The 20,153-nt window shown below is 74.0% G+C and carries 20 protein-coding genes and 1 riboswitch; of the genes, 13 read left to right on the top strand and 7 right to left on the bottom strand.

Annotated features, from left to right (window positions below):
• Positions 1-23: 23 nt before the first annotated feature.
• Together CLV63_RS15800 and CLV63_RS15795 are read right to left on the bottom strand one after the other, a co-directional pair.
• Positions 24-707: a phosphonatase-like hydrolase gene (locus CLV63_RS15800; protein WP_106583780.1), complete on the bottom strand. Its 684-nt coding sequence runs from the start codon at positions 705-707 to the stop codon at positions 24-26.
• A complete protein-coding gene (locus CLV63_RS15795) occupies positions 704-1,468 on the bottom strand; it encodes a GntR family transcriptional regulator (protein WP_211301328.1) in 765 nt (254 codons plus the stop codon). Before CLV63_RS15795 ends, CLV63_RS15800 begins: the two co-directional genes overlap by 4 nt.
• 154 nt (positions 1,469-1,622) lie before the next feature.
• Here CLV63_RS15795 and CLV63_RS15790 point away from each other — a divergent pair, with 154 nt between their 5' ends.
• The 5 genes from CLV63_RS15790 to thiI all read left to right on the top strand — a co-directional run bounded on the left by CLV63_RS15790 (position 1,623) and on the right by thiI (position 6,987).
• A complete protein-coding gene (locus CLV63_RS15790) occupies positions 1,623-2,768 on the top strand; it encodes a TIGR03364 family FAD-dependent oxidoreductase (protein WP_106583778.1) in 1,146 nt (381 codons plus the stop codon).
• A gap of 26 nt (positions 2,769-2,794) precedes the next feature.
• The gene (locus CLV63_RS15785; RefSeq protein WP_106583811.1) at positions 2,795-3,736 is read left to right on the top strand and encodes a phosphate/phosphite/phosphonate ABC transporter substrate-binding protein; all 942 of its coding nucleotides are present in this window, start codon (positions 2,795-2,797) and stop codon (positions 3,734-3,736) included.
• The gene (locus CLV63_RS15780) at positions 3,733-4,545 is read left to right on the top strand and encodes a phosphonate ABC transporter ATP-binding protein (protein ID WP_211301327.1); all 813 of its coding nucleotides are present in this window, start codon (positions 3,733-3,735) and stop codon (positions 4,543-4,545) included. Before CLV63_RS15785 ends, CLV63_RS15780 begins: the two co-directional genes overlap by 4 nt.
• Positions 4,542-5,492 (top strand): phosphonate ABC transporter, permease protein PhnE, encoded by a 951-nt coding sequence (gene phnE, locus CLV63_RS15775; protein ID WP_211301326.1) that lies wholly within the window; start codon positions 4,542-4,544, stop codon positions 5,490-5,492. The genes CLV63_RS15780 and phnE overlap by 4 nt, the downstream gene beginning before the upstream one ends.
• Positions 5,493-5,712: 220 nt before the next feature.
• Complete coding sequence (gene thiI, locus CLV63_RS15770; RefSeq protein WP_106583777.1) at positions 5,713-6,987, top strand: tRNA uracil 4-sulfurtransferase ThiI; 1,275 nt, start codon at positions 5,713-5,715, stop codon at positions 6,985-6,987.
• Positions 6,988-7,066: 79 nt separating this feature from the next.
• Here thiI and aroF read toward each other — a convergent pair whose 3' ends face one another.
• Entirely contained in the window at positions 7,067-8,113 is a 1,047-nt protein-coding gene (gene aroF, locus CLV63_RS15765; protein ID WP_106583776.1) for a 3-deoxy-7-phosphoheptulonate synthase, read from the bottom strand.
• A 337-nt stretch (positions 8,114-8,450) separates the two neighbouring features.
• Between aroF and CLV63_RS15760 the strand changes: the two genes are divergently transcribed.
• The 5 genes from CLV63_RS15760 to CLV63_RS15740 all read left to right on the top strand — a co-directional run bounded on the left by CLV63_RS15760 (position 8,451) and on the right by CLV63_RS15740 (position 13,167).
• Entirely contained in the window at positions 8,451-9,053 is a 603-nt protein-coding gene (locus tag CLV63_RS15760; protein WP_106583775.1) for a sulfite oxidase-like oxidoreductase, read from the top strand.
• A 111-nt stretch (positions 9,054-9,164) separates the two neighbouring features.
• The gene (locus tag CLV63_RS15755) at positions 9,165-10,328 is read left to right on the top strand and encodes a sensor histidine kinase (protein ID WP_106583774.1); all 1,164 of its coding nucleotides are present in this window, start codon (positions 9,165-9,167) and stop codon (positions 10,326-10,328) included.
• 182 nt (positions 10,329-10,510) lie between these two features.
• Entirely contained in the window at positions 10,511-11,245 is a 735-nt protein-coding gene (locus CLV63_RS15750; RefSeq protein ID WP_106583773.1) for a LytR/AlgR family response regulator transcription factor, read from the top strand.
• Positions 11,245-11,613 (top strand): hypothetical protein, encoded by a 369-nt coding sequence (locus tag CLV63_RS15745; RefSeq protein WP_106583772.1) that lies wholly within the window; start codon positions 11,245-11,247, stop codon positions 11,611-11,613. Before CLV63_RS15750 ends, CLV63_RS15745 begins: the two co-directional genes overlap by 1 nt.
• Before the next feature lie 24 nt (positions 11,614-11,637).
• Positions 11,638-13,167, top strand: a complete 1,530-nt coding sequence (locus tag CLV63_RS15740; RefSeq protein WP_106583771.1) for a sodium:solute symporter family transporter — start codon at positions 11,638-11,640, stop codon at positions 13,165-13,167.
• A 355-nt stretch (positions 13,168-13,522) separates the two neighbouring features.
• On the opposite strand, the gene pknB is transcribed toward CLV63_RS15740, so the two are convergent.
• From pknB to thiO, 4 genes are all read right to left on the bottom strand, one after another.
• Entirely contained in the window at positions 13,523-15,442 is a 1,920-nt protein-coding gene (gene pknB, locus CLV63_RS15735) for a Stk1 family PASTA domain-containing Ser/Thr kinase (RefSeq protein ID WP_106583770.1), read from the bottom strand.
• Between the two features lie 227 nt (positions 15,443-15,669).
• Complete coding sequence (locus CLV63_RS15730; protein ID WP_106583769.1) at positions 15,670-16,473, bottom strand: thiazole synthase; 804 nt, start codon at positions 16,471-16,473, stop codon at positions 15,670-15,672.
• A 5-nt stretch (positions 16,474-16,478) separates the two neighbouring features.
• The gene (thiS, locus tag CLV63_RS15725) at positions 16,479-16,679 is read right to left on the bottom strand and encodes a sulfur carrier protein ThiS (protein ID WP_106583808.1); all 201 of its coding nucleotides are present in this window, start codon (positions 16,677-16,679) and stop codon (positions 16,479-16,481) included.
• Entirely contained in the window at positions 16,676-17,950 is a 1,275-nt protein-coding gene (gene thiO / locus CLV63_RS15720) for a glycine oxidase ThiO (RefSeq protein ID WP_106583768.1), read from the bottom strand. The genes thiS and thiO overlap by 4 nt, the downstream gene beginning before the upstream one ends.
• Positions 17,949-18,061, bottom strand: a riboswitch (TPP riboswitch). (Overlaps the previous gene by 2 nt.)
• 148 nt (positions 18,062-18,209) lie before the next feature.
• Between thiO and CLV63_RS15715 the strand changes: the two genes are divergently transcribed.
• The 3 genes from CLV63_RS15715 to CLV63_RS15705 all read left to right on the top strand — a co-directional run bounded on the left by CLV63_RS15715 (position 18,210) and on the right by CLV63_RS15705 (position 20,143).
• Positions 18,210-18,569 carry an Rv2175c family DNA-binding protein gene (locus CLV63_RS15715; RefSeq protein ID WP_106583767.1) on the top strand — a complete coding sequence of 120 codons (360 nt, stop codon included), beginning with the start codon at positions 18,210-18,212 and terminating at the stop codon, positions 18,567-18,569.
• Positions 18,570-18,636: 67 nt separating this feature from the next.
• Complete coding sequence (gene thiE / locus CLV63_RS15710) at positions 18,637-19,287, top strand: thiamine phosphate synthase (protein WP_106583766.1); 651 nt, start codon at positions 18,637-18,639, stop codon at positions 19,285-19,287.
• Positions 19,288-19,504: 217 nt separating this feature from the next.
• Positions 19,505-20,143 (top strand): hypothetical protein, encoded by a 639-nt coding sequence (locus tag CLV63_RS15705; RefSeq protein WP_211301325.1) that lies wholly within the window; start codon positions 19,505-19,507, stop codon positions 20,141-20,143.
• Positions 20,144-20,153 lie beyond the last annotated feature (10 nt).

Genomic DNA, 20,153 nt, shown 5'->3' with positions numbered 1-20,153 from the left:
CTTGCCGTCCGGGCGGGCGGGGGTCAGGCGCGGGCGCGGTCGCGGAGCAGGCCGGGGATGTCGGCGACGCCGGGCACGATGTGCGTGTGCGGGTGCCGCTCCAGCTCGGCCCGGCCGAGCTTGCCGGTGAGGACCCCGACCACCTCGCCTGCGCCCGCGTTGTGCCCCGACACCAAGTCGACCACGGTGTCACCGCCGCTCAGAACGGTGCGGACGTCGAACACCCCGGTGCGCTCCATCGCGCGGTGGATCAGGTGCGGCGCGGGGCGCCCGGCGGCCACCTCGTCGGAGCACACCACGGCGTCCACGACCCCGTTCTGCCAGCCCAGCGAGGCGAGCAGCGGTTCGGCGACGTCGCGGGTGAACCCCGTGGTCAGCGCCACCTTGACGCCGGAGGCGCGCAGCTGCGCGATGGTGTCGGCCGCGCCGGGGATGGGCTCGGGCGGCCGGGCGCCGTAGGCGGCGGCGAGGAGCGTGCGGAACCGGTCGAACGCGGCGCCGACCGTCTCCGGGGCCGGCTCGGGCCGCCCGCCGGTGCGCAGTAGTCCGGCGAGCGCCGTCTCCTTGTCGGCGCCCATCCAGTGCTGGACGTCGGCGGCGCCGATCGTGGCGCCCGCCTCGCGTGCGGCGTCGCCGAGCGCGGCGTAGACCGCGCCGTGCTCCTCGATGGTGGTCCCGGCCATGTCCAGGACGACCAGCTCGATCATGTCGCCTCCGTTGCGTCGTTGGTCGAATGCACCCGGGTGAGCGGGGCCCGGGCCTCCAGTGAGTTCTCGATGCTGAAGGTCACGAGGTCCGGCCGGTAGCGGTCGTCGGACGCCTCCAGGACGCGGCCGTCGGCGGCCATGCTGCGGCGCCGCTCGCGCAGCAGCGGCGCCGCCTCGGGCACCTGGAGCGCGTCGCTGTCGAAGGGGTCGGCGGCGACGGCGTCGACCACGTGGTGGCCGCGCGCCAGGGGGACGCCCTGATCGCGCAGGTAGGCGAAGACCGAGCCGGAGTCGGTGTCGAAGTCGAACAGCAGCCGCCCGACGTCCGCGGGGAAGCTGGTGCGCTCGATCATGGCGGGGACGCCGTCGAGCAGCCGCAGCCGGAGCAGGTCGACGGCGGGGGTGTCGGCGGGGACGTCGAGCATCGCGGCGACCTCGGCGCAGGCCGGGCGGCGCGCCAGCTCGTAGGTGTGCTGGCCGGGGGTGAACCCCGACCCGGCCGCCCATTCGCTGAACGACATGAAGGTCGAGAAGGACTGCGCGGGCACCGCGCCGCTGACCTCCGGGGGGCGGCCCCGGCCGCCGGTGATCAGCCCCTCGCTGCGCAGCGCCGCCAGCGCCTGGCGCACGGGGCCGCGGGAGGTGCCGAACTCGGCGCACAGCTCGGCCTCGCTGGGCAGCCGGAAGCCGCGCTGCCAGCGGCCCGACGCCACACGGGCGCGCAGTTCGTCGGAGAGGCGCTGATGCAGGGGAATCGTCACGCGGTTGATCATACAAGTCGCGGCGCGCCGTGCCCGAATCTGCGGTGAACGCCCGATGAATCGTCTCCTGCCAGAGAAAATGCCGGGTTAACTTGTATGTACAACGAGGTCCAGCCTCTTGTGTCGGCACCCTCGCTCGGCCAGTGTCGGCACCGTGAGCACCTCATCGACGCCCCTCACCGGGCATCCCCGCAGCGACCTCGTCGTCGTCGGCGCCGGCATCGTCGGCCTCGCCCACGCCGTGGACGCCCACGACCGCGGCCTGTCGGTCACCGTGGTGGAACGCTCCTCCCACGCCGTCGGCGCCTCCGTGCGCAACTTCGGCCACGGCTGCGTCACGGCGCAGACCGGGGAGAACCTCCGCCGGGGCAGGGCGGCCAGGGAGCGCTGGATCGCACTGGCGGAGCGCACCGGGCTGTGGCTCGCCCGGTCGGGCGCCGTCGCCGTCGCGCGCGACGCCGCCGAGATGGCCGTCCTCGCCGAACTCGCCGAGCAGCGCGGCCCCGGCGAGGTCGACCTCCTGACATCCGCCCAGGTCGAGGAGCGGGTCCCCGGCGTCGACCCGGCGACCACCGGCGGGGCGCTCCTCCCGCAGGACATCCGGGTCGACCCCCGCAACGCGGTGCACCGGATTGCCGAATGGCTCGCCGCGCAGCCCGGCGTCCGGATGGTCTACGACACCGCGGTCACCGGAGTCGGCGACGGCGTCGTGCACACCGCCCGCGGCGACCTCGCCTGCGAGCGCGCCGTCGTCTGCGCCGGCCACGAAGTCGACGCCCTGTTCCCCGAGGCGGCCGACGCCGCCGGCCTGCACCAGTGCGCCCTCCAGATGCTGTTGGTCGACAGCCCTCGCGACCGCACGTTCGCGCCGGCCGTGCTCACCGGCACATCGCTGGTCCGCTACCCGGCGTTCGCCGGAACGGAGTCGGGGGCGGCGCTGCGCGCCCGGTTCCGGCAACGGCGCCCCGAACTGCTCGCGGCCGGGGTGAACCTGATGTTCACCCAGCGCCCCGACGGCGCACTGCTGATCGGCGACACCCACACCTACGCACCGACCGTGGAGCCGTTCCTCGGCGAGGACCACGCCGAACTCCTCCTGGACGAGGCCGCGCGGCTGCTCGGCACCGGCCCGCTGCGGGTCCGGCAGCGCTGGCAGGGCGTCTACGCCGCGAGCACGGCCACCGACCTGCTGGTGGCGGCGCCCTCCCCACGGGTGCGCGCCGTCACCGTCACCTCGGGGATCGGCATGACGATCGCCCTCGGAACGGCCCCCGACATCCTCGACGACCTGCTCGCATGACCCACCCGACGCCGGAGGACACCGCGATGGACCCGACCACCACCCGACGCCCCCGCGCGCGCCGCCCGGCCCGCGCCCTCGCAATCGCCGCCGCGGCACTGCTGCTCCCCGCCCTCGCCGGGTGCAGCGGGGACGACGGCGCGGCGGCCGACAGCGCCACCTGCCCGGACGGCAGGATCCGCTTCGGCATCGAACCGTTCGAGGACCCCGCCAAGCTCACCCCCGCCTACGAGACCCTCGCCAAGGGGCTGGAGGAGAAGCTCGACTGCCCGGTCGAGGTGACCGTCGTCGAGGACTACGCGGCCGAGGTCCTGGCCATGCGCAACGACCAGCTCGAACTCGGCCAGTTCGGGCCGCTCGGCTACGTCTTCGCCAAGGAGCGGGCCGACGCCGAGCCGCTGGTGTCCTTCGGCACCGCCGAAGGCGAGCACAGCAGCTACCGGGCCGGGATCTGGGTGCCGAAGGACTCGTCGATCACCTCCGTCGGCGACCTCAAGGGGCGCAGCCTCGCACTCGGCTCGGTCGGCTCGACCTCCGGCGACGTGCTGCCCCGCTCCGCGCTCGCCGACGCGAAGATCCCCGAGGACGACGTCCGACTCGACTACGCCGGCGGCCACCCCGAGGCGCTCCTCGCCCTCGCCAACGGCAAGGTCGACGCCGCCCAGATCAACACCCAGCAGCTCGCCGTCGCGACCGAGGCCGGCCACTTCGACGAGGCCGACTTCCGCAGGGTGTGGGAGTCCGAGGACATCCCCAACGACCCCATCACCGTGCGCGGCAACGCCGACCCGGAGTTCAAGAAGGCGGTGCGCACGGCGCTGCTCGACCTCGACCCGAAGGTCATCGGCGAGGTCGGCGCCTACCTCGACGTCACCCCGCCCGGCCCGCTCCTCGCGGTGGACGACGAGACCTACAGCCCCCTGTTCGAGCTCGCAGAGAAGATGGACCTCACCGAGGAGGACGTGTGAGCGCCCGGGACCCCGCGGGCACCGTGTTGCCCCCCGCTGCCGGGGACGCCACACCGGCGCTCGCCGTCGCCGGGCTGGTCAAGTCCTATTCCGGCCGCCGGGTCCTGCACGGCATCGACCTGGAGGTGCGCCGCGGCGAGCTCGTCGCGCTGCTCGGCGCCAACGGGTCGGGCAAGTCCACGGCGCTGCGCTGCGTCGCGGGCCTGACCGAACCCGACAGCGGAACGATCCGCCTCGACGGCGCCGACCCGGCCCTGCTCCGCGGCGCGCGGCTGGCGCGCGCCCGCAGCGGGGCGGCGATGGTCTTCCAGCAGATCCACCTCGTGCCGCGCCGCACCGCACTGGACAACGTGTGCAGCGGCGCGCTGGCGCGGCTCGGACCGGCGGCGCTGCACCCCGTCTTCTTCCCGCGCGCGCTGCGCGAAGAGGCGATGGCCTGCCTGGACCGGGTCGGTATGGCGGACAAGGCACTGGAACGGGCCGGGCGGCTCTCCGGCGGCCAGCAGCAGCGGGTCGCGATCGCCAGGGCACTGTGCCAGCGGCCGACGGTGCTCCTCGCCGACGAACCCGTGTCCGCGCTCGACCCCAGCGCCGCCGAGCAGGTAATGGGCCTGCTCGCCGACCTCGCCGCGAACCGGGGGCTGGCGGTGGCCGCGGTCCTGCACCAGCCGGGCCTCGCGCTGCGCCACGCCGACCGGGTGGTGGGCCTGGTGAACGGCGGGATCGCCTGGTCCGAGCCTGCCGACCGGGTCGGCCACGACGCGGTCGACGCACTGTACGCCCCCGAGCCCATCGAGGAGCCCGCATGAACCCGCGCACCGCGTCCGGCGACCGCGCCGGCCCGCCCGCAGCCCCCGACGGGCACCACGAGGAGCACCCCGACGGGCCCCACGACGGGCGCCCCGCCGAGGATCCTGCCGGGGATCCCGCCGCGACCGGCGGGCACCCCGTCGAGCGCATGGCCGTCCCCGCCGACCCGGCGCGTGTGGGCCGCTGGGTGTGGACGGCGTGCGCGGTCGGCGTCCTCATCGCCCTGCACGCGCTCGCCGTCCGCGGTACCGAGTTCGAACCGGGCCTGCTCGTGCAGGGCTGGGAGGGCATGGCCCGCTTCCTCAGCGAGGCGTTCCCGCCCGACGTCACCTGGGACACCGTGCTGCGCCCCAGCCTGGAGGCGACCCTGGTGACCCTGTGGATCGGGCTTCTGGGCACCACGGTGTCGGTGCCGTTCGCGCTGGTCCTCGCCGTCCTCGCCGCGCGGACCACCACCCAGCACAGCGTCGTCTACCAGGCGGCGCGCTCGGTCCTGTCGTTCCTGCGGGCGGTGCCCGACATCGTGTTCGCGCTGATCTTCGTCACCGCCGTCGGACTCGGCCCGTTCGCCGGGGTCCTCGCCCTCATCTGCCACAACACCGGGGTCATGGGCAAGCTGTGGGCCGAGGCGATGGAGGAGGCCGACCAGGGTCCGCGCGACGCGCTGCGCACCGCCGGGGCGGGCCGGGCCCAGGTCGTCGCGCACGCCACACTGCCGACCGTCACCTCCCAGCTCGTCGGCCTGCTGCTGTACCGGTTCGACGTCAACGTGCGCTCCTCGCTGGTGCTCGGACTGGTGGGGGCCGGCGGTATCGGCCTGCTCATCAACCAGTCGATCAAGTCGTTCCAGTTCGACGAAATGCTGACGCACATCACCGTGGTCCTCGTGCTGATCATCGCGGTCGACCAGTGCTCGGCGCTGCTGCGCCGCAGGCTCGCCGCCTAGCAGCCGCCTGGCAGCCGCCCGGCAGGGGAGGCCCGGACGCGGTGCGCGGGGAGGGGCCCGATCTCCTCCGGGGTCTTGGGCTTGAGCGAGCCGGACGCGGTGCGCGGGGGAGGGGGCGACGGTCCGACGGGTTCGGCGGGTGACCGATAATTGACTGATGCCCCCGCCCGACGCGCGCGAGGGCAGGTCGAGCCGGAGCAGAACCCTGGAAGGTACCGCCATGTCCGCTACGCCGCAGACCACCGCAGTCGCCGAGCCCGCCGGTGGCGCCGCCCGTGGGCTCGGCGAGCTGTGCGTCCTCATGAAGCTCGGCGAGATCGTGCTCAAGGGCAGCAACCGGCAGCTCTTCGAGCGGCGGCTGCACAACAACATCAGGGCCGCGGCGCGGGGCCTCGGCGAGATCCGCATCTCGCAGCGCAAGGGCGTCATCGTCATCCGCATGGACGACGCATCCGACCTCCGGGTCGCCGAACTCGGCGAGCGCATGACCAACGTCATGGGCGTCGTGTGGGTGCACCTGGTGCGCCGGGTCCCGAAGGACATCGACGCCGTCACCGAGGTCGCGGTGCGCTCCATGGGCGACCGCCACGGCAGCTTCGCCGTCCGGGCCCGCCGCCGCGACAAGCGGTTCCCGCTCAGCTCGTCCGAGATCGCCATCCACGTGGGGTCCGCCATCAAGGACGCCTACGACTACCCGGTGCGGCTCAAGCGCCCCGACAACACCGTGTTCATCGAGGTCGACAAGGACGAGGTGTTCGTCTTCACCGACGGCATGCCCGGCCAGGGCGGCCTGCCGGTGGGCATGAGCGGGCGCGGCCTGGTGCTCATGTCGGGCGGCATCGACTCCCCGGTGGCGGCGCACCGCATGATGCGCCGCGGGCTCAAGGTCGACTACCTGCACTTCTCCGGCATGCCGTTCACCGGCCCGGAGTCCATCTACAAGGCGTACAGCCTGGTCCGCCAGCTCGACCGCTACCAGAGCGGGTCGCGGCTGTTCGTGGTGCCGTTCGGCAAGGCCCAGCAGCAGATCAAGAGCGCCGGCATCGAGCGGCTCCAGATCGTGGCGCAGCGCCGGCTGATGCTGAAGACCGCCGAGGCCATGGCCGACAACCTCGGCGCGGAGACCCTGGTCACCGGCGACGCCCTCGGTCAGGTGTCGAGCCAGACCCTGACCAACATCACCGCGCTCGACGACGCCGTCGACCTGCCGATCATGCGCCCGCTCATCGGCATGGACAAGACCGAGATCATGGACCAGGCGCGCCGCATCGGCACGCTCGCCATCTCGGAGCTGCCCGACGAGGACTGCTGCACCATGCTCACCCCGCGCCAGGTCGAGACCGCAGCGAAGATCCCGGACCTGCGCCAGATCGAGAAGCGCCTCGACGCCGAGGAGCTCGCCGAGTACCTGGTGTCGACCGCGCAGCTGCACAAGCCCAGCTTCCTGGGCGCCGAGTCGATGCAGGAGCAGGGAGCAGGGAGCAGGGAGCAGTGAGCAGGGAGCAGTGAGCAGGAGCAGTGAGCAGGAGCAGTGAGCACCGGCGCTCCGGGGCGACCCGGAGCGCCGGTGGCGGTCACACCCCGGCGGGTGCCGCGACCGGGCCCTTGGTGCGGGTCCGGCCCAGCAGCGCCGGGAGGGTGTCCATGAGGTCGGCGAGCTCGGCGAGGTCCGAGCCGACCAGCGCCTGCGGGCCGTCGCACAGCGCTGTCTCGGGGTGCGGGTGCACGTCGATGATCACCCCGTCGGCGCCCACCGCGACCGCCGCCCGCGACAGCGGCAGGACCAGGTCGCGCTTGCCGCCCGAGTGCGACGGGTCGACGATCACCGGCAGGTGGGTGAGGTTCTGCGCCACCGGCACCGCGCTGATGTCGAGGGTGTTGCGGGTGGCCTTCTCGTAGGTGCGGATCCCGCGCTCGCACAGCACGATGTCGAGGTTGCCGCGCTGCGCGATGTACTCGGCCGCCATCAGCCACTCCTCGATGGTGGCCGACATGCCGCGCTTGAGCATGACCGGCTTGCCGGCCGCGCCGACCGCTTGGAGCAGTGCGAAGTTCTGCATGTTGCGGGTGCCGACCTGGAGCATGTCGGCGTAGGAGGCGACCAGGTCGACGTCCGCGGCGTCGACCACCTCGGTGACGATGGGCAGGCCGGTCTCGGCGCGCACGTCGGCGAGGATCTTCAGGCCGACCTCGCCGAGGCCCTGGAAGGCGTAGGGGGAGCTGCGCGGCTTGAACGCGCCGCCCCGCAGCAGCGCCGCCCCCGCGGCCTGCGCCATGCGGGCCGCCTCCATGGTCTGGTCGGGGGTCTCCACCGCGCACGGCCCGGCGATCAGGGTGACGGAGTCGCCGCCGATGGGCACGCCCGCCACGCTCACCACCGTCCGGCTGTCGTGGTTCTGCCGGCTCACCAGCTTGTAGGGCGCCGAGATTCGCAGCACGTCGTGCACCCCCGGGAGTGTGCGCAGGTTGAGGTTCTCGAAACGCTCCACGTCGCCGACGAGGCCGACGATCGTGCGGCTGACACCGCGCGTCACATAGGCTTCGCCGCCCGCGTCGTTGACGAGGTCGACGATGGCGACGATGTTGTCGGGTGTGGCTTCGGGCCCCAGCACGATGACCATGGAGTGTTCCTATCGGCGGTTGAGTCTGCGGTTGAGTCGGCGGTTGAGAGAGTGGAGCGGTTCGCCCGCGGTGAGCGGCGGGGGTGGTGCAGACGCAAAAGAGCCCCGGGCCTGTCGGCCCGGGGCTCTTCGGAAGTCGTCCGTATCAGCGCAGCGCTTTACGGGCAACCGTCCAACCCAAGGGCCGGTAGCCATAAAAGCGCCAAAAATTCCGCTGCATGTGAGTGACTATAGCGCACGGTCGGCGCCGCACCGTCGCGGCGGGGCCGCGGCGGCGCCCGCGCGGCGCACTGACAGGATCGACGGACCATTGCGACGAGGCGACGAAGGAGGGCGCGTGCCGGACCGGCGACTGCCTCCAGGCCAGCATGTCCCCCGCGAATGGCCGACCATGCACTACGGTCCCGTTCCGCGCTTCCGCCCCGAGCGGTGGGACTTCCAGGTCTACGGCGCGACCGAGTCGGCGGGGGCGCACCGGTGGACCTGGCCGGAGTTCGAGTCGCTGCCCGCGACGGAGTCCGTCTCCGACTTCCACTGCGTGACCAAGTTCACCATCCACGACGCCCGGTGGACGGGTGTCGCCGCGTCCCTGCTGGTCGAGCTGGCCCCGCCGCACCCCGACGCCACCCACGTCATGGCGTGGGCCGAGTACGGCTACAGCGCGAACGTGCGCATCGACGACTTCCTGCGGTCCGGCGTCATGCTGGCCACCCACCGCGACGGCGCGCGCCTGCCGCCCGAGCACGGCTACCCGCTGCGGCTGGTCGTGCCGCACCTGTACGGCTGGAAGAGCGTGAAGTGGCTGCGCGCGGTCGAGTACCTGACCGCCGACCGGCGCGGGTTCTGGGAGGAGCGCGGGTACCACAATCGCGCCGACCCCTGGGCCGAGCAGCGCTACTCCTACCAGGAGGAACCCGGCGAGGGCCCGCCGCTCGGCTGAACCCCCGTCTGCGCCCGCCCGCGGCCGGCCCGCCCCGGGGACCCACCGCCGGCGGCCGCAATGCGGCGGTCCCTGGTGCCGCGCCGCCCCCGCTGCTTTACCTTGAGGCGCATGCTCTACGTCGCGACCGCCGCCGCAAGCGCCCTCACGGCGCTCTGCTGCGCGGCCGCGGTGCTGTGGCGGCTGCGGGCCCGGCGCGCCGTCGACACCGAGGCGACCCGGACGATCCTGCGGACCGCCGCCCTGGCAGCGACCGACCTGCGCAAGGGCCTGAGCCGCGACTCCGCCCGCCTCGCGGTGCGGCACCTGCGCGCGCTGGTCGGCGGCCGCGCCGTGGCGCTGGTCGACACCGAGTCCCTGCTCGCCTGGAGCGGGCCGGACGCCGGGCACGCCGCGGCGTCGATGGAGTTCGCCGCGGCCTCGCTGCGCGACGCCCGGCCCCACGTGGACGACCGGCTCGACTGCGCGGTGCCGGGGTGCCCGGTGCGCGCGGTGATCACCGTCCCCCTGGTCGTGGACGGGACCGTGGTCGGCGCCCTGCTGGTGTTCACCGAGTTCGCCACCGCCTCCCTCGTCGACGCGGCGACGGAGCTCGCGCACTGGGCGTCCGGCCAGCTCGAACTCGCCGAACTCGCGGAGACCCGGGCCCGGCTCGCCGACGTCAAGCTGCGGGCGCTGCGCCTCCAGATCTCGCCGCACTTCGTCTACAACTGCCTGACCACCATCGCGTCCTTCGTGCGCACGGACCCGGTCCGGGCGCGGGGGCTGCTGCTGGACTTCGCCGACTTCGCCCGCTACTCGTTCCGCGGTGCCCGCAACCTCACGACGCTGGACGAGGAGCTGCGCGCCATCGACCATTACCTGGCGCTCGAACGCGCCCGGTTCGGCGACCGGCTGCGGCTCACGGTGCGGGTCGCCCCGGAGGTCCTGAACGTGGAAGTGCCGTTCCTGTGCCTGCAACCGCTGGTGGAGAACGCCGTCCGGCACGGGTTGGAGGGCCGCCCCGGCGGCGGGAGCATCAGCGTCATCGCGCGCGACGCGGGGGCCGAGGCGCGCATCAGCGTGGAGGACGACGGCGCCGGGATCGCCCCCGACCACGTCAGCGCCATCCTGGCGGGGCGCGCCGCCGGCTCCGACGGCATCGGCCTGGCAAACGTCGACGAGCGGATGCGCGCCATGTTCGGCGACGCCTACGGGCTGGTCGTGGAGACCGAGCGCGACGCGGGCACAAAGGTCAACCTGCGCATCCCCAAGTTCCGCCACGGCGGGCACTGATCGACCGCACCGGGCGCATCGGGTGGACCAGGCGCACCGGCAGCACCGGCAGCACCGTCCGCATCGGCCGGAAAGGGCGGCGCAGGCGGCATTCCGGCGCCCCGGCGCCGGTCCCCTGGGGGTTTGGCGCGGTTTGCGGCGAACCGCTTGCGCGCGGCGCCCGGCTCGGACATCCTCGACCCATGTTGCGCGTCCTCGCTGTGGACGACGAGCCCCCTGCCCTCGAAGAGACCGCTTTCCTGTTGCAGGCCGACCCCCGCGTCGCCGAGGTCGCCACGGCCGTCGACGCCGCCCGCGCGCTGCGCAGCGTGAGCGACGCCGTCGAGGCCGGCGCCCCGTTCGACGCCCTCTTCCTGGACGTCCGGATGCCCGGCCCCAGCGGCATCGACCTCGCCCGGTTCGTCGCGGCGCTGGCCGACCCGCCGTCCGTCGTGTTCGTCACGGCGCACGACGACTTCGCGGTGACGGCCTTCGACCTGCGCGCGGTCGACTACCTGCTGAAGCCGCTCAGGGAGGAGCGCCTCGCCGAGACCATCGGGCGGCTGGCGGCGCTGCACGGGGGCACAGCGGAGCCGCGCCGCGTCGCCGTGGAACTGGGTGGGCGCACCCAGCTCATCGACATCCGCGACATCTACTACGCCGAGGCGCAGGGCGACTATGTCCGGCTGCGCACGGCCGACACCCGGCACCTGGTGCGCGCGTCGCTGGGCGCGCTGGAGACCCAGTGGTCCGGTGCCGGGTTCGTGCGGATCCACCGCAGTGTGCTGGTCGCGTCGCGGCACGTCTCCGAACTGCTGGTCGAGGGGGCGCGCATGCGGGTGCGGGTCGGCGGCGAACTGCTGATGGTCAGCCGCAGGCAGCACCGCGAGGTCCGCGACCAGCTCGTCCGCGGCGGATGGCGGGAGGAGAACCCCTGATGCCCGAGCCAGAGGACGCCCGTCCCCGCCCACCGGAGCGCGCCGTCGTGGTCGCACCGGCGACCCGGCGCGCGCTGGCGGCCCGCGAGGGCGGCGCCGCCGCGATGGCGGGCGGCCCGTCCGAACGGCGCGCGGCCCGCCGCGCGATCCGGTGCCAGCTGCTCGGCGGCCTGGCGGTGCTGGGCGCCGTCGTCGTGCTCACCGCCGTCCTCCCGGCGCTGCCGGCCGTGCGGCCCGGCGGGGGCGGCGGCCTGCCCGAGGCGGCGCGGCTGATGCTGCTCGCGCTGCTGCCAGCCGCGTCCCTGCTCGTCCTGGTGGGCTACGTCCGGCGCGTCGAACGGCGGGAGGAGGGGGACGGCCGTGGCTGACGCCCCGCGGAACGGGGGCCCGCCGTGATCGACCACGTTGTCGGCGGGGCGCTACTCGGGCTCGTCGCCATCGCGGTCCCGGTGGCGGGCGGCATGCATTCGCGCTCCGCCGGGCGCTCGGACTTCAGCGCCGCCGCCCGGCCGGTCTCGGCGCTCTGCTCGGCGGCCTGCGTCAGCGGCGAGATGTTCTCGGCCGTGGCGTTCCTCGGCGCCGCCGTGGTCGTGCTGGTCCACGGTGCCGGCGCGATCTGGGTGGCGTCGGGCCTGTGCATCGGATTCTGCCTGCTCACCACGTTGGTCGCGGCCCCGCTGCGGCGCTCCGGGGTGTACAGCCCGTCGGACTTCGCGGAGTGGCGGTTGGGTTCGCGCAAGGTCCGCCGCATCGTCAGCGCCTGCGTGGTGTTCGCCGGGTGGCTGTACCTCGTCGCGCAGTACCTGGCGGCGGGGCTGCTGGTGGACCGGCTGGCGGGGCTGCCGGCGTGGCTCGGCTGGGCGGTGCTGTTCGGGGTGACGCTGGTGATCGTCCTGGGCGGCGGGGGCGCGACCGGGTTCCAGGCCGCGCAGTTCTGGATCAAACTCCTCGCCCTGGCGGTGCCCGCCGCGGTGCTCGCGGCGGTGTGGCTCCTCGGCGCACCGGAACGCGCCCCCGACCTGTCGGCCGCACCGCTGACAGCCCACCAGCCGCCGGGCGACGGGATCGCGGGGGTCGGCCCGCCGCGGCTCGACACACCGGCGGGCGTGCTGTCCCTGCACGTCGCGCTCGCGCTCGGCATCGTGGGGATCCCGCAGTTCATCGGGCGCCTCTCGGCGGCGCGGGGCGCGCGCGAGGCGCGCCGGACCGTGCTCGCCGTGGCGGGGCTGCTCGGCGCGGCGATGCCGGCCCCGCTGGTCCTGGGCTGGCTGGCGCGCGACCGGGCCTCCGACGTGGTCGCCGCCGGGCAGGCCGACGCCGCCCTGCTGATTCTGCCGCAGCGCCTGCTGCCCGGACCGTACGGCGACGTGCTGACGGTGCTCATCGGCCTGGGTGCCGCCGTCGCGGTCCTGTCGGTGTCCGCAGCGCTGTGCAGGGCGCTCGGCGGCACCATCACCCAGTGCATGCTCGGCGGGGGCGCGGGGATGTTCCGCCTTGGCGTCGTCCTGGCGATGGGGATACCGGTCCTGGTGCTCGCCCTGGTGCCCGGCGTCGCCCAGTGGAGCGTGCTGACGCCGGTGGTGCCCGCGCTCGCGCTGACGGCGGTGACCGTCGCCCCGATGCTGCTGCTGGGCCTGTGGTGGCGCGGCCTGACCGCGCCCGGTGTCGCGGTGGGGCTCATCACCGGGTTGGCGGGCATGGCGGTGTGCCTCGCGGCGGAGGCGGACCTGCTCCGGTTGCCGGGGCCGCTGGCCGACCTGCCCGCCGCGCCCGTCCCGCCGATGCTGCTGCTGGTCACCGCCGCGATGGTGCTGGTGTCCCTCGCGACGCCGCGCAGCCGCCCCGGCGCCGTCGAGGCGATGCTGGACCGGATGCACGTGGCACGCCCCGCTGCGGCAGCGCGGACGCGCCCCGCGGATTGACGACCGCTCGTCGCGCGGAATGCGCCGTTCACCGAACGGCGGACGCCGATCGGCGCCGCTTTCGTGCCATCCGGCGAACCGGATGGTATTCGCGAGGCGACAGTGCGCCACGAGGTTCTAGGGTGAACGGCAGGCGCTCAAGCCGGATCGGACCCGCAGGGTGGGGCCGAACGGTCGATCCGGCGGTACCGCCCGCGGGGGGAGAGCCGATGTCGCAGGTCGGCGGTTATTCGGGCGAAGGTCCGGGACCGCCGGTGGAGGGGAGCGGCATCGGATTGTCGCCCGGTAGCCGCCGCACCCAGGTGCGGCGGCTCCGGGCGACGACTACGCACCGCGCTGCCGGGCGGGGCCCGCCTCAATCGTCGTCGTCGTTGCCCCGGTTGCCGCCCCTGCCGCCGTCGCGGCCGCCGAACGGCGAGGTCCAGATCTCGACCTCGGCGCCCTTCTTCGCCTCGCCCTTGGGGTTGAACTCGCCGACCCGGTCGCCGATGACCCGGTTCACCTTCACCTTGAAACCGAGATCTTCGAGCTTCTTCTTCGCGGCGCCGACCTTCATGCCGCGGATGTCGGGGATCTTGACCTGCTCGGGCCCCGTGGACACCGTGATGGTGACGGTGTCGCCGGAGTCGACCTTGCCGCCCGCCTTGGGGTCCTGCTTCATGACCTGGCCCTTGGCGACGTCGTCGCTGGACTCCTGCACGACGTCGACTTTCAGCTTGCTGTCCTCCAACGCGCTGCGCGCGTCGCCCTCCTTCATGCCCACGACCTTGGGCGCCTCGAACCCGGCGGCGACGGACAGAGTGACGGTGCCCTCGCGGTCGGCCTCCTCCTCGGCGGGCGGGTCGGTCGACAGGACGGTCCCGGAGGGCTGGTCGAAGGACTCCTCCTTCTTCTCCTTGATGTCGGTGATGCCGGCGTCCTCGAGGGTCTTGCGTGCGTCGCCGGCGGACTCGCCCACGACGTCGGGCATCGGCACGTTCTGCGGCCCCTTGGACAGGGTGACCGTCACGATCTCGTTGGGCAGGATGCTGGCGCCGACACCGGGGTCGGCCGCCGCGATCTCGCCGTCGTCGGCGTCGTCGCTGTACCGGCGGTCGTCGCTGACCTTCATCTTCAGGCCGGAGTCGCGCAGCGCGCCGAGGGCCTGGTCCTCGCTCATGCCCACGAGTTCGGGCACCTCCGCGTAGCGGCCCATCAGCATCCACCAGCCGAACGCGAGCAGCGCCGCGGCGACGACCGCGCCGACGAGGATCATCGGGTAGTTGCGGGTGCGGCGTGCTGGCGGGCCCTCGCGCGGTTGCAGGTCGGCGGGGTCGATGTCGACCACGAGGGTCTGGTTGCCGCCGCTGCCGCCGCTGCCGCCGGGGGAGTCGTGTCCCATCGCGGCGGTGGCGTAGGTGAGCGGCATGTTCGGGCCGGTCTCCGGCATGGGGCCGAGGACTTCGAGCAGCCGCGCCAGGAACCCCCCGGCGTCGGCGGGCCGCTCGGCGGGGTCGTGCCGGGTGGCGGCGACCACCAGGGCGTCGACCTCGGGCGGGACGCCGCCGACCTTCGCCGACGGCGCCGGGACGTCGTCGTTGACGTGCTGGTAGGCGACGGCGATGGGGCTGTCGCCCTGGTAGGGCTGGCTGCCGGTGAGCAGTTCGTACAGCAGGATCCCGGCGGCGTAGACGTCGCTGCGGGCATCGGCGGTGCTGTCGGTGATCTGCTCCGGCGCGAGGTAGCCCGCCGTGCCCATGAGGGCGCCCGTGCTGGTCATGCCCTGGTTGGCGCCCTCGGTGGCGCGGGCCAGGCCGAAATCGGCCACCTTGACCCTGCCATCGGGGGTCAGCAGGACGTTCTCGGGTTTGACGTCGCGGTGCACCATTCCGGCGCGGTGCGCAGCGCCCAGCGCCGCGAGCACGGGGGCGAGGAGTTGGAGCGCGTCGCGCGGCGCGAGCCGGCCGCGGCCGTCGAGGAGGTCGCGCAGCGTGCGGCCCTCGATGTACTCCATCGCGAGGTAGACGTGCCCCTGGTCGGTCCCCTGGTCGAAGACCTGGACGACGTTGGGGTGCGAGAGTTTGGCGACCGAGTGCGCCTCGTTGATGAATCGCCGCACGAACTGGGGGTCGGCCGCCAGCGAAGCATGCATGACCTTGAGCGCCACGCGGCGCCCAAGGCGCTGGTCGTGCGCGACATAGACGGTCGCCATGCCGCCACCGGCGATGCGCGACTCGACGAAGTAGCGGCCGTCGAGGGTCGCGCCGACGAGGGAGTCGGCTGTTGTCATGTCCACGGTGCTGAGTTTAGGGGGGAATGCGGATAACTGTGATGGGACCGAGTACTCCCGGTGTGGCGGGGTACTGAAAAGCGCCGCGCCGGACGCCGCTCCCGCCCGCGGTCCCGTCGGGCCCGCGGCCCCCAGAGCCCTCTCCCACCCGCCCCGCGCCCCTCGCCCGCCGGCGAGGGAACCGCTTCGTCGAGATCGGCGCGAGGCCGGCAGGACCGGTAGGGCCGGCAGGGCTACTGGTCGGCCGCGGGGGAGGAGGCGTGCGCGTAGCGGCGGACCGGGATCCGCCCGGCGAGCCGCGCCGACCGGCCGGCGGCCACGGCGGCGCGCATGGCCCCCGCCATGCGAACGGGGTCCTTCGCCCGGGTGACAGCGGTGGCCAGCAGCACGGCGTCGCACCCCAGCTCCATCGCCAGCGCCGCCTCGCTGGCGGTGCCGATCCCGGCGTCGAGGATCACCGGCACCCCGGCGTCGGCGACGATCAGCTCGATGGCGTGCGGGTTGCGGATGCCGAGCCCCGAGCCGATGGGCGCCCCCAGCGGCATGACGGCGGCACACCCGGCCTGCTCCAGCCGGCGGGCCAGGATCGGATCGTCGTTGGTGTAGGGCAGCACGGTGAACCCGTCGTCGACGAGCTGCTCGGCGGCGTCGAGGGTCTCGACCGGGTCGGGCAGCAGGGTGCGTTCGTCGGCGACGACCTCCAGCTTCACCCATGAGGTGTCGAGCGCCTCGCGGGCGAGGCGGGCGGTGCGCAGCGCCTCGGCCGCGGTGAAGCATCCGGCGGTGTTCGGCAGCGGCCGGATGCCGTTGCGCTCCAGCACGTCCCACACCGAGCCGTCCGCGCCGGGGGCGACACGGCGCATGGCGACGGTGGTCATCTCGGTCCCCGAGGCGACGAGGGCGTCGCCGAGGACGCTCAGGGAGGGCGCGCCGCCGGTGCCCATGATGAGCCGCGACCCGAACGGCTCCCCGGCGATGACCAGCGGGTCGTGGTCGGCTGCCGGCGCGGTTTCGGCGTGGGCGGGTGCTGTGGTCATGGCGGTCAGCCTCCTTGGACTGCGGTGAGGACGTCGACCCGGTCGTGGTCGGTCACGTGCCGCCCGGACCAGCCGGTGCGGGGCACGACCTCGTCGTTGACGGCGACGGCCACTCCGCGCGTCGCCTCGGTGAGCGAGCGGACGACGTCGGCGACGGTGCTGCCGGGGGCGATCTCGCGGTTCTCGCCGTTCACGATGACGTTCAGCACGCGGCTCCTCCTCCGATGGGGGCGTGGTCGGGACGGGTACCGGCGGCCCGGTCGGCCCGGCCGGTGGTCCGGTCTACGGCCCGGCCGGTGGCCCGGTCTGCGGTCCGGTCTGCGGTCCGGTCGACTCGGTCGGCGGCGAACCGGCGGGCGAACTCGGGCAGCGCCTTGCCGGTCAGCACGGCCGCCATGGCGTCGCCGGTGGCGGGGGTGAACAGCACTCCGTGCCGGAAGTGCCCGGCGGCGAGGTGCAGTCCGGCGATGCGGGTGGGGCCGAGCAGGGGTTCGTTGTCGGGGGAGCCGGGGCGCAGCCCCACGCACGCCTCGGCGACCTCCAGTTCGGTGACGCCGGGCACCAGCTCCCTGCCGTCGCGCAGCACCTCCCACAGGCCCCCCGCGGTCAGCCGGGTGTCGCCGCCCAGCTCCTCCTGCGTGGCGCCGAGGACGACCTCGCCCGAAGCGCGCGGCACCAGGTAGACGGGCGAGCCGCGGACCAGGCCGCGCACTGTCCGGCCGACGATGGGCGGTTCGCCGTCGGGGGTGCGCAACCGCAGCAGCTGGCCTTTCACCGGGCGCAGCGGCGGGACGACCCCGGCCGGCACCCCGCCGAGGGCGGCGGTCCAGGCGCCGGCGGCGAGGACCACCTGGTCGGCGTCGATGCGCGTGCCGGACGCCAGGAGGACGCCCATTGCGCGGTCGGCGTCGACCAGCACCTCGGCGACCGCTTCGGGCACGCGCGCGACGCCGCGGCGCCCGGCGGCGGCGCCGAGCGCCCTGCGCAGCTCCCTGGGGTCGACCGAGTGGTCGTCCGGCGCGAACAGCCCGCCGCGCACCGAGGGCGCCAGCATCGGTTCCATGCGCCGGGCCTCGCGGCCGGTGAGGCGCGCGCAGTCGAGGCCCAGGCGGGTCTGGAGCTCGCCGAGTTCGGTGAGCTTGGACAGGTCGTCGGTGTCGAACGCGACCTGGAGGGTGCCCCCGGTGCGGAAGCAGGGGTCGGTTCCGCTGTCGGCGCGCAGCTCCTCGACAAAGGCGGGGTAGCGGTCGCGCGAGGCGATGCCGAACCGCATCAGGGGCTCTTCGCCGAAGGTCGCCTCGGTGGCGGGGGTCAGCATGCCCGCCGCGGTGCCGGATGCGGAGCCGTCGACCGGCGGGTCGGGCGCAACGACGGCGACCTTGAGTCCTTGCTGCGCAGCGCGCCAGGCGGTGACGAGGCCGATGAGGCCGTCGCCGACAACGACGACGTCGGCGCCGCGGGTGTGCGGGGAATCCATGATGGCGGGCTCCACTCCCTTCGCCGGAATTACCCGGATCAGGTTCATGCGGTCAGAGGCTCCGCAGCCTCACTCTCAGCCCGGTGGCACCGGGCTCCCGCGGGGTTTTCTCAGGTTCTGCGCCTGCCAGTCTAGCCGCGCCGGATTCGCGGCCCTTGGGCGGGACTCCGCTCGGGCGCCCGGCCCGCGCCGCTTCGCCATCAGCGATATGCCGCGCCGAACTGGTTTTGCGCAGGGGGATTTGTGGGAGATTGGTTCCGTGACTGAGATCGATCACGAGACCGACACCCTGGTCGGCGAATGGCTGACCCTCCGCGAGGCGGCGAAGGCGCTCGACACCAGCCCCAACCGGGTCAAGCAGTTCATCAGGGACCACAAGCTCATCGGAGTCACCCGCCGCGGCGAGGTTTCGGTGCCCGCGGAGTTCATCGCCGACGGCGATGTCATCAAGGGCCTGCCGGGCACCCTCACGCTGCTGGCAGATTGCCACTTCAGTGCCGATGAGGCCCTGCGCTGGCTGTTCACCGAGGACCCCAGCCTGCCCGGGTCGCCGGTCCAGGCGCTGGCGCAGAACCGCGGCACCGAGGTCCGCCGCAGAGCGCAGGCCCTCGCCATCTGACCCCCGGACCCCCTTGCCCGAGGGGCTTCGCGGGGCGCCGATCGCGGCCTGCATTACGGTGGGCCGCGTGATTACCGACGTGCGCGAGCGGCTGCGGTCCGCTCGGCTGTACCTGTGTACCGATGCCCGGCGCGAGCGCGGCGACCTCACGGAGTTCCTCGACTCCGCCCTCGCGGGCGGGGTCGACATCGTGCAGTTGCGCGACAAGACCCTGGAGGCGCGCGAGGAGCTGGCGTGCCTCGCCGCCATGCGCGAGGTGTGCGACACCCACGGGGCGCTGCTCTCCGTCAACGATCGCGCCGACATCGCCTATGCCGCAGGCGCCGACATCCTGCACCTGGGCCAGAACGACCTTCCGGTGCCCGCCGCGCGCGCCATCATCGGCGACGACCCGCTCATCGGCCGCTCCAACAGCGACCCCGCGATGGCTGCGGCGGCAGCGGAGCAGGACGGTGTCGACTACTTCTGCGTGGGCCCGGCCTGGGCCACCCCGACCAAGCCCGGACGGCCCGCTGCCGGGCTGGGCCTGCTGGAGTCGACCGCTGCGCTGGCGCCCCCGCGCCCGTGGTTCGGCATCGGCGGGATCGACCTCGCGAACCTCGGCCTGGTGCTCGCCGCTGGCGCCCGCCGGGTGGTCGTGGTGCGCGCCATCACCGAGGCACCCGATCCGCGAGCGGCAGCGGCCGAGTTCGCCAAGCGCCTCGCAGCGGCGGCCTGACCACGTGTAGCCGTGCGCGGTCCGCTGGTCACGGCCCGCCCTGCGTGGTCCGCTGTCCGTCGTCGGCACTCCGCCGGACCGCCGTCCGCGCTCCGCGGTCTCCCGCGGCGCCCCGCAGCAGCCGGGGCGGCGCCGTCCTCCCCTCAGGGCCTCCACCGCCGCGGTGCTCGCCGCCCCGGCGGGCCTGAGGCCCGTTGACGTGTGAAGGAGCACCCGGATGGCGGGTTGGCTGGAGTTGGCGTACACAACGGGCGGAGGCGTCATCGGCGCCGCGGTCACCACCTATGTCGCGGGGAACCAGCAGCGGCGGGAGCTGCGCGCCGCCGTCATGGCGGAGTTGCACCGGATGGCGGCGGTCCGCGCCGCACTCGCGGAGGTGGCGCCGCGCACCGGCGGGCGCCCGGCGCAGTACCTGGTCGGTCCGCGCCTGCTCGCCACGGCGGAGCTGGGTGTCACAGCGAGGCTGGACGACGGCCGCGACGCCGAGCAGGTGCAGCAGCAGGTGCTCGCGGACTTCGTCGTCGCGGCGCTGTCCGCCGGGATCCCCCGCCGCGTGCTGGACTTCGCGGGCGGCGCCGAGGTGCGGGCCTTGCAGTGCGAGGTGGTCGGGCTCGTCGACCGGCGCGACGGCGGGGTGCTGGGTGCGCGCGCCGCTGAACTCGCAGCGGCGGCCGAGGGCTACCGGCAGGCGACGGCCCAGCTGCTCTTCCGGGCGCTATGGCACCCGCTGCGGTCCCGGCCGATGCGGCCCGCGCACATCAGGGCGCTGCGCCGGGAGGTCGGCGATCTGCACCGCATGCAGGGGGCGGCGATCACCGCGCTCGCCCGTGCCGCCGATGGCACCGGGAACGACTGAGCGACTGCGA

This window comes from Murinocardiopsis flavida, assembly GCF_003014485.1.
Lineage (GTDB): Bacteria > Actinomycetota > Actinomycetes > Streptosporangiales > Streptosporangiaceae > Murinocardiopsis > Murinocardiopsis flavida.
This window is presented reverse-complemented; position numbering and strand designations above follow the sequence as displayed.

What these genes read in the sequence shown, in the direction of transcription:
- CLV63_RS15800 (WP_106583780.1), bottom strand. Translation starts at nt 707, where the DNA reads ATGATCGAGCTGGTCGTCCTGGACATGGCCGGGACCACCATCGAGGAG.
- CLV63_RS15785 (WP_106583811.1), top strand. Translation starts at nt 2,795, where the DNA reads ATGGACCCGACCACCACCCGACGCCCCCGCGCGCGCCGCCCGGCCCGC.
- phnE (WP_211301326.1), top strand. Translation starts at nt 4,542, where the DNA reads ATGAACCCGCGCACCGCGTCCGGCGACCGCGCCGGCCCGCCCGCAGCC.
- thiI (WP_106583777.1), top strand. Translation starts at nt 5,713, where the DNA reads ATGTCCGCTACGCCGCAGACCACCGCAGTCGCCGAGCCCGCCGGTGGC.
- aroF (WP_106583776.1), bottom strand. Translation starts at nt 8,113, where the DNA reads ATGGTCATCGTGCTGGGGCCCGAAGCCACACCCGACAACATCGTCGCC.
- CLV63_RS15755 (WP_106583774.1), top strand. Translation starts at nt 9,165, where the DNA reads ATGCTCTACGTCGCGACCGCCGCCGCAAGCGCCCTCACGGCGCTCTGC.
- CLV63_RS15750 (WP_106583773.1), top strand. Translation starts at nt 10,511, where the DNA reads ATGTTGCGCGTCCTCGCTGTGGACGACGAGCCCCCTGCCCTCGAAGAG.
- CLV63_RS15745 (WP_106583772.1), top strand. Translation starts at nt 11,245, where the DNA reads ATGCCCGAGCCAGAGGACGCCCGTCCCCGCCCACCGGAGCGCGCCGTC.
- CLV63_RS15730 (WP_106583769.1), bottom strand. Translation starts at nt 16,473, where the DNA reads ATGACCACAGCACCCGCCCACGCCGAAACCGCGCCGGCAGCCGACCAC.
- thiO (WP_106583768.1), bottom strand. Translation starts at nt 17,950, where the DNA reads ATGGATTCCCCGCACACCCGCGGCGCCGACGTCGTCGTTGTCGGCGAC.
- CLV63_RS15705 (WP_211301325.1), top strand. Translation starts at nt 19,505, where the DNA reads ATGGCGGGTTGGCTGGAGTTGGCGTACACAACGGGCGGAGGCGTCATC.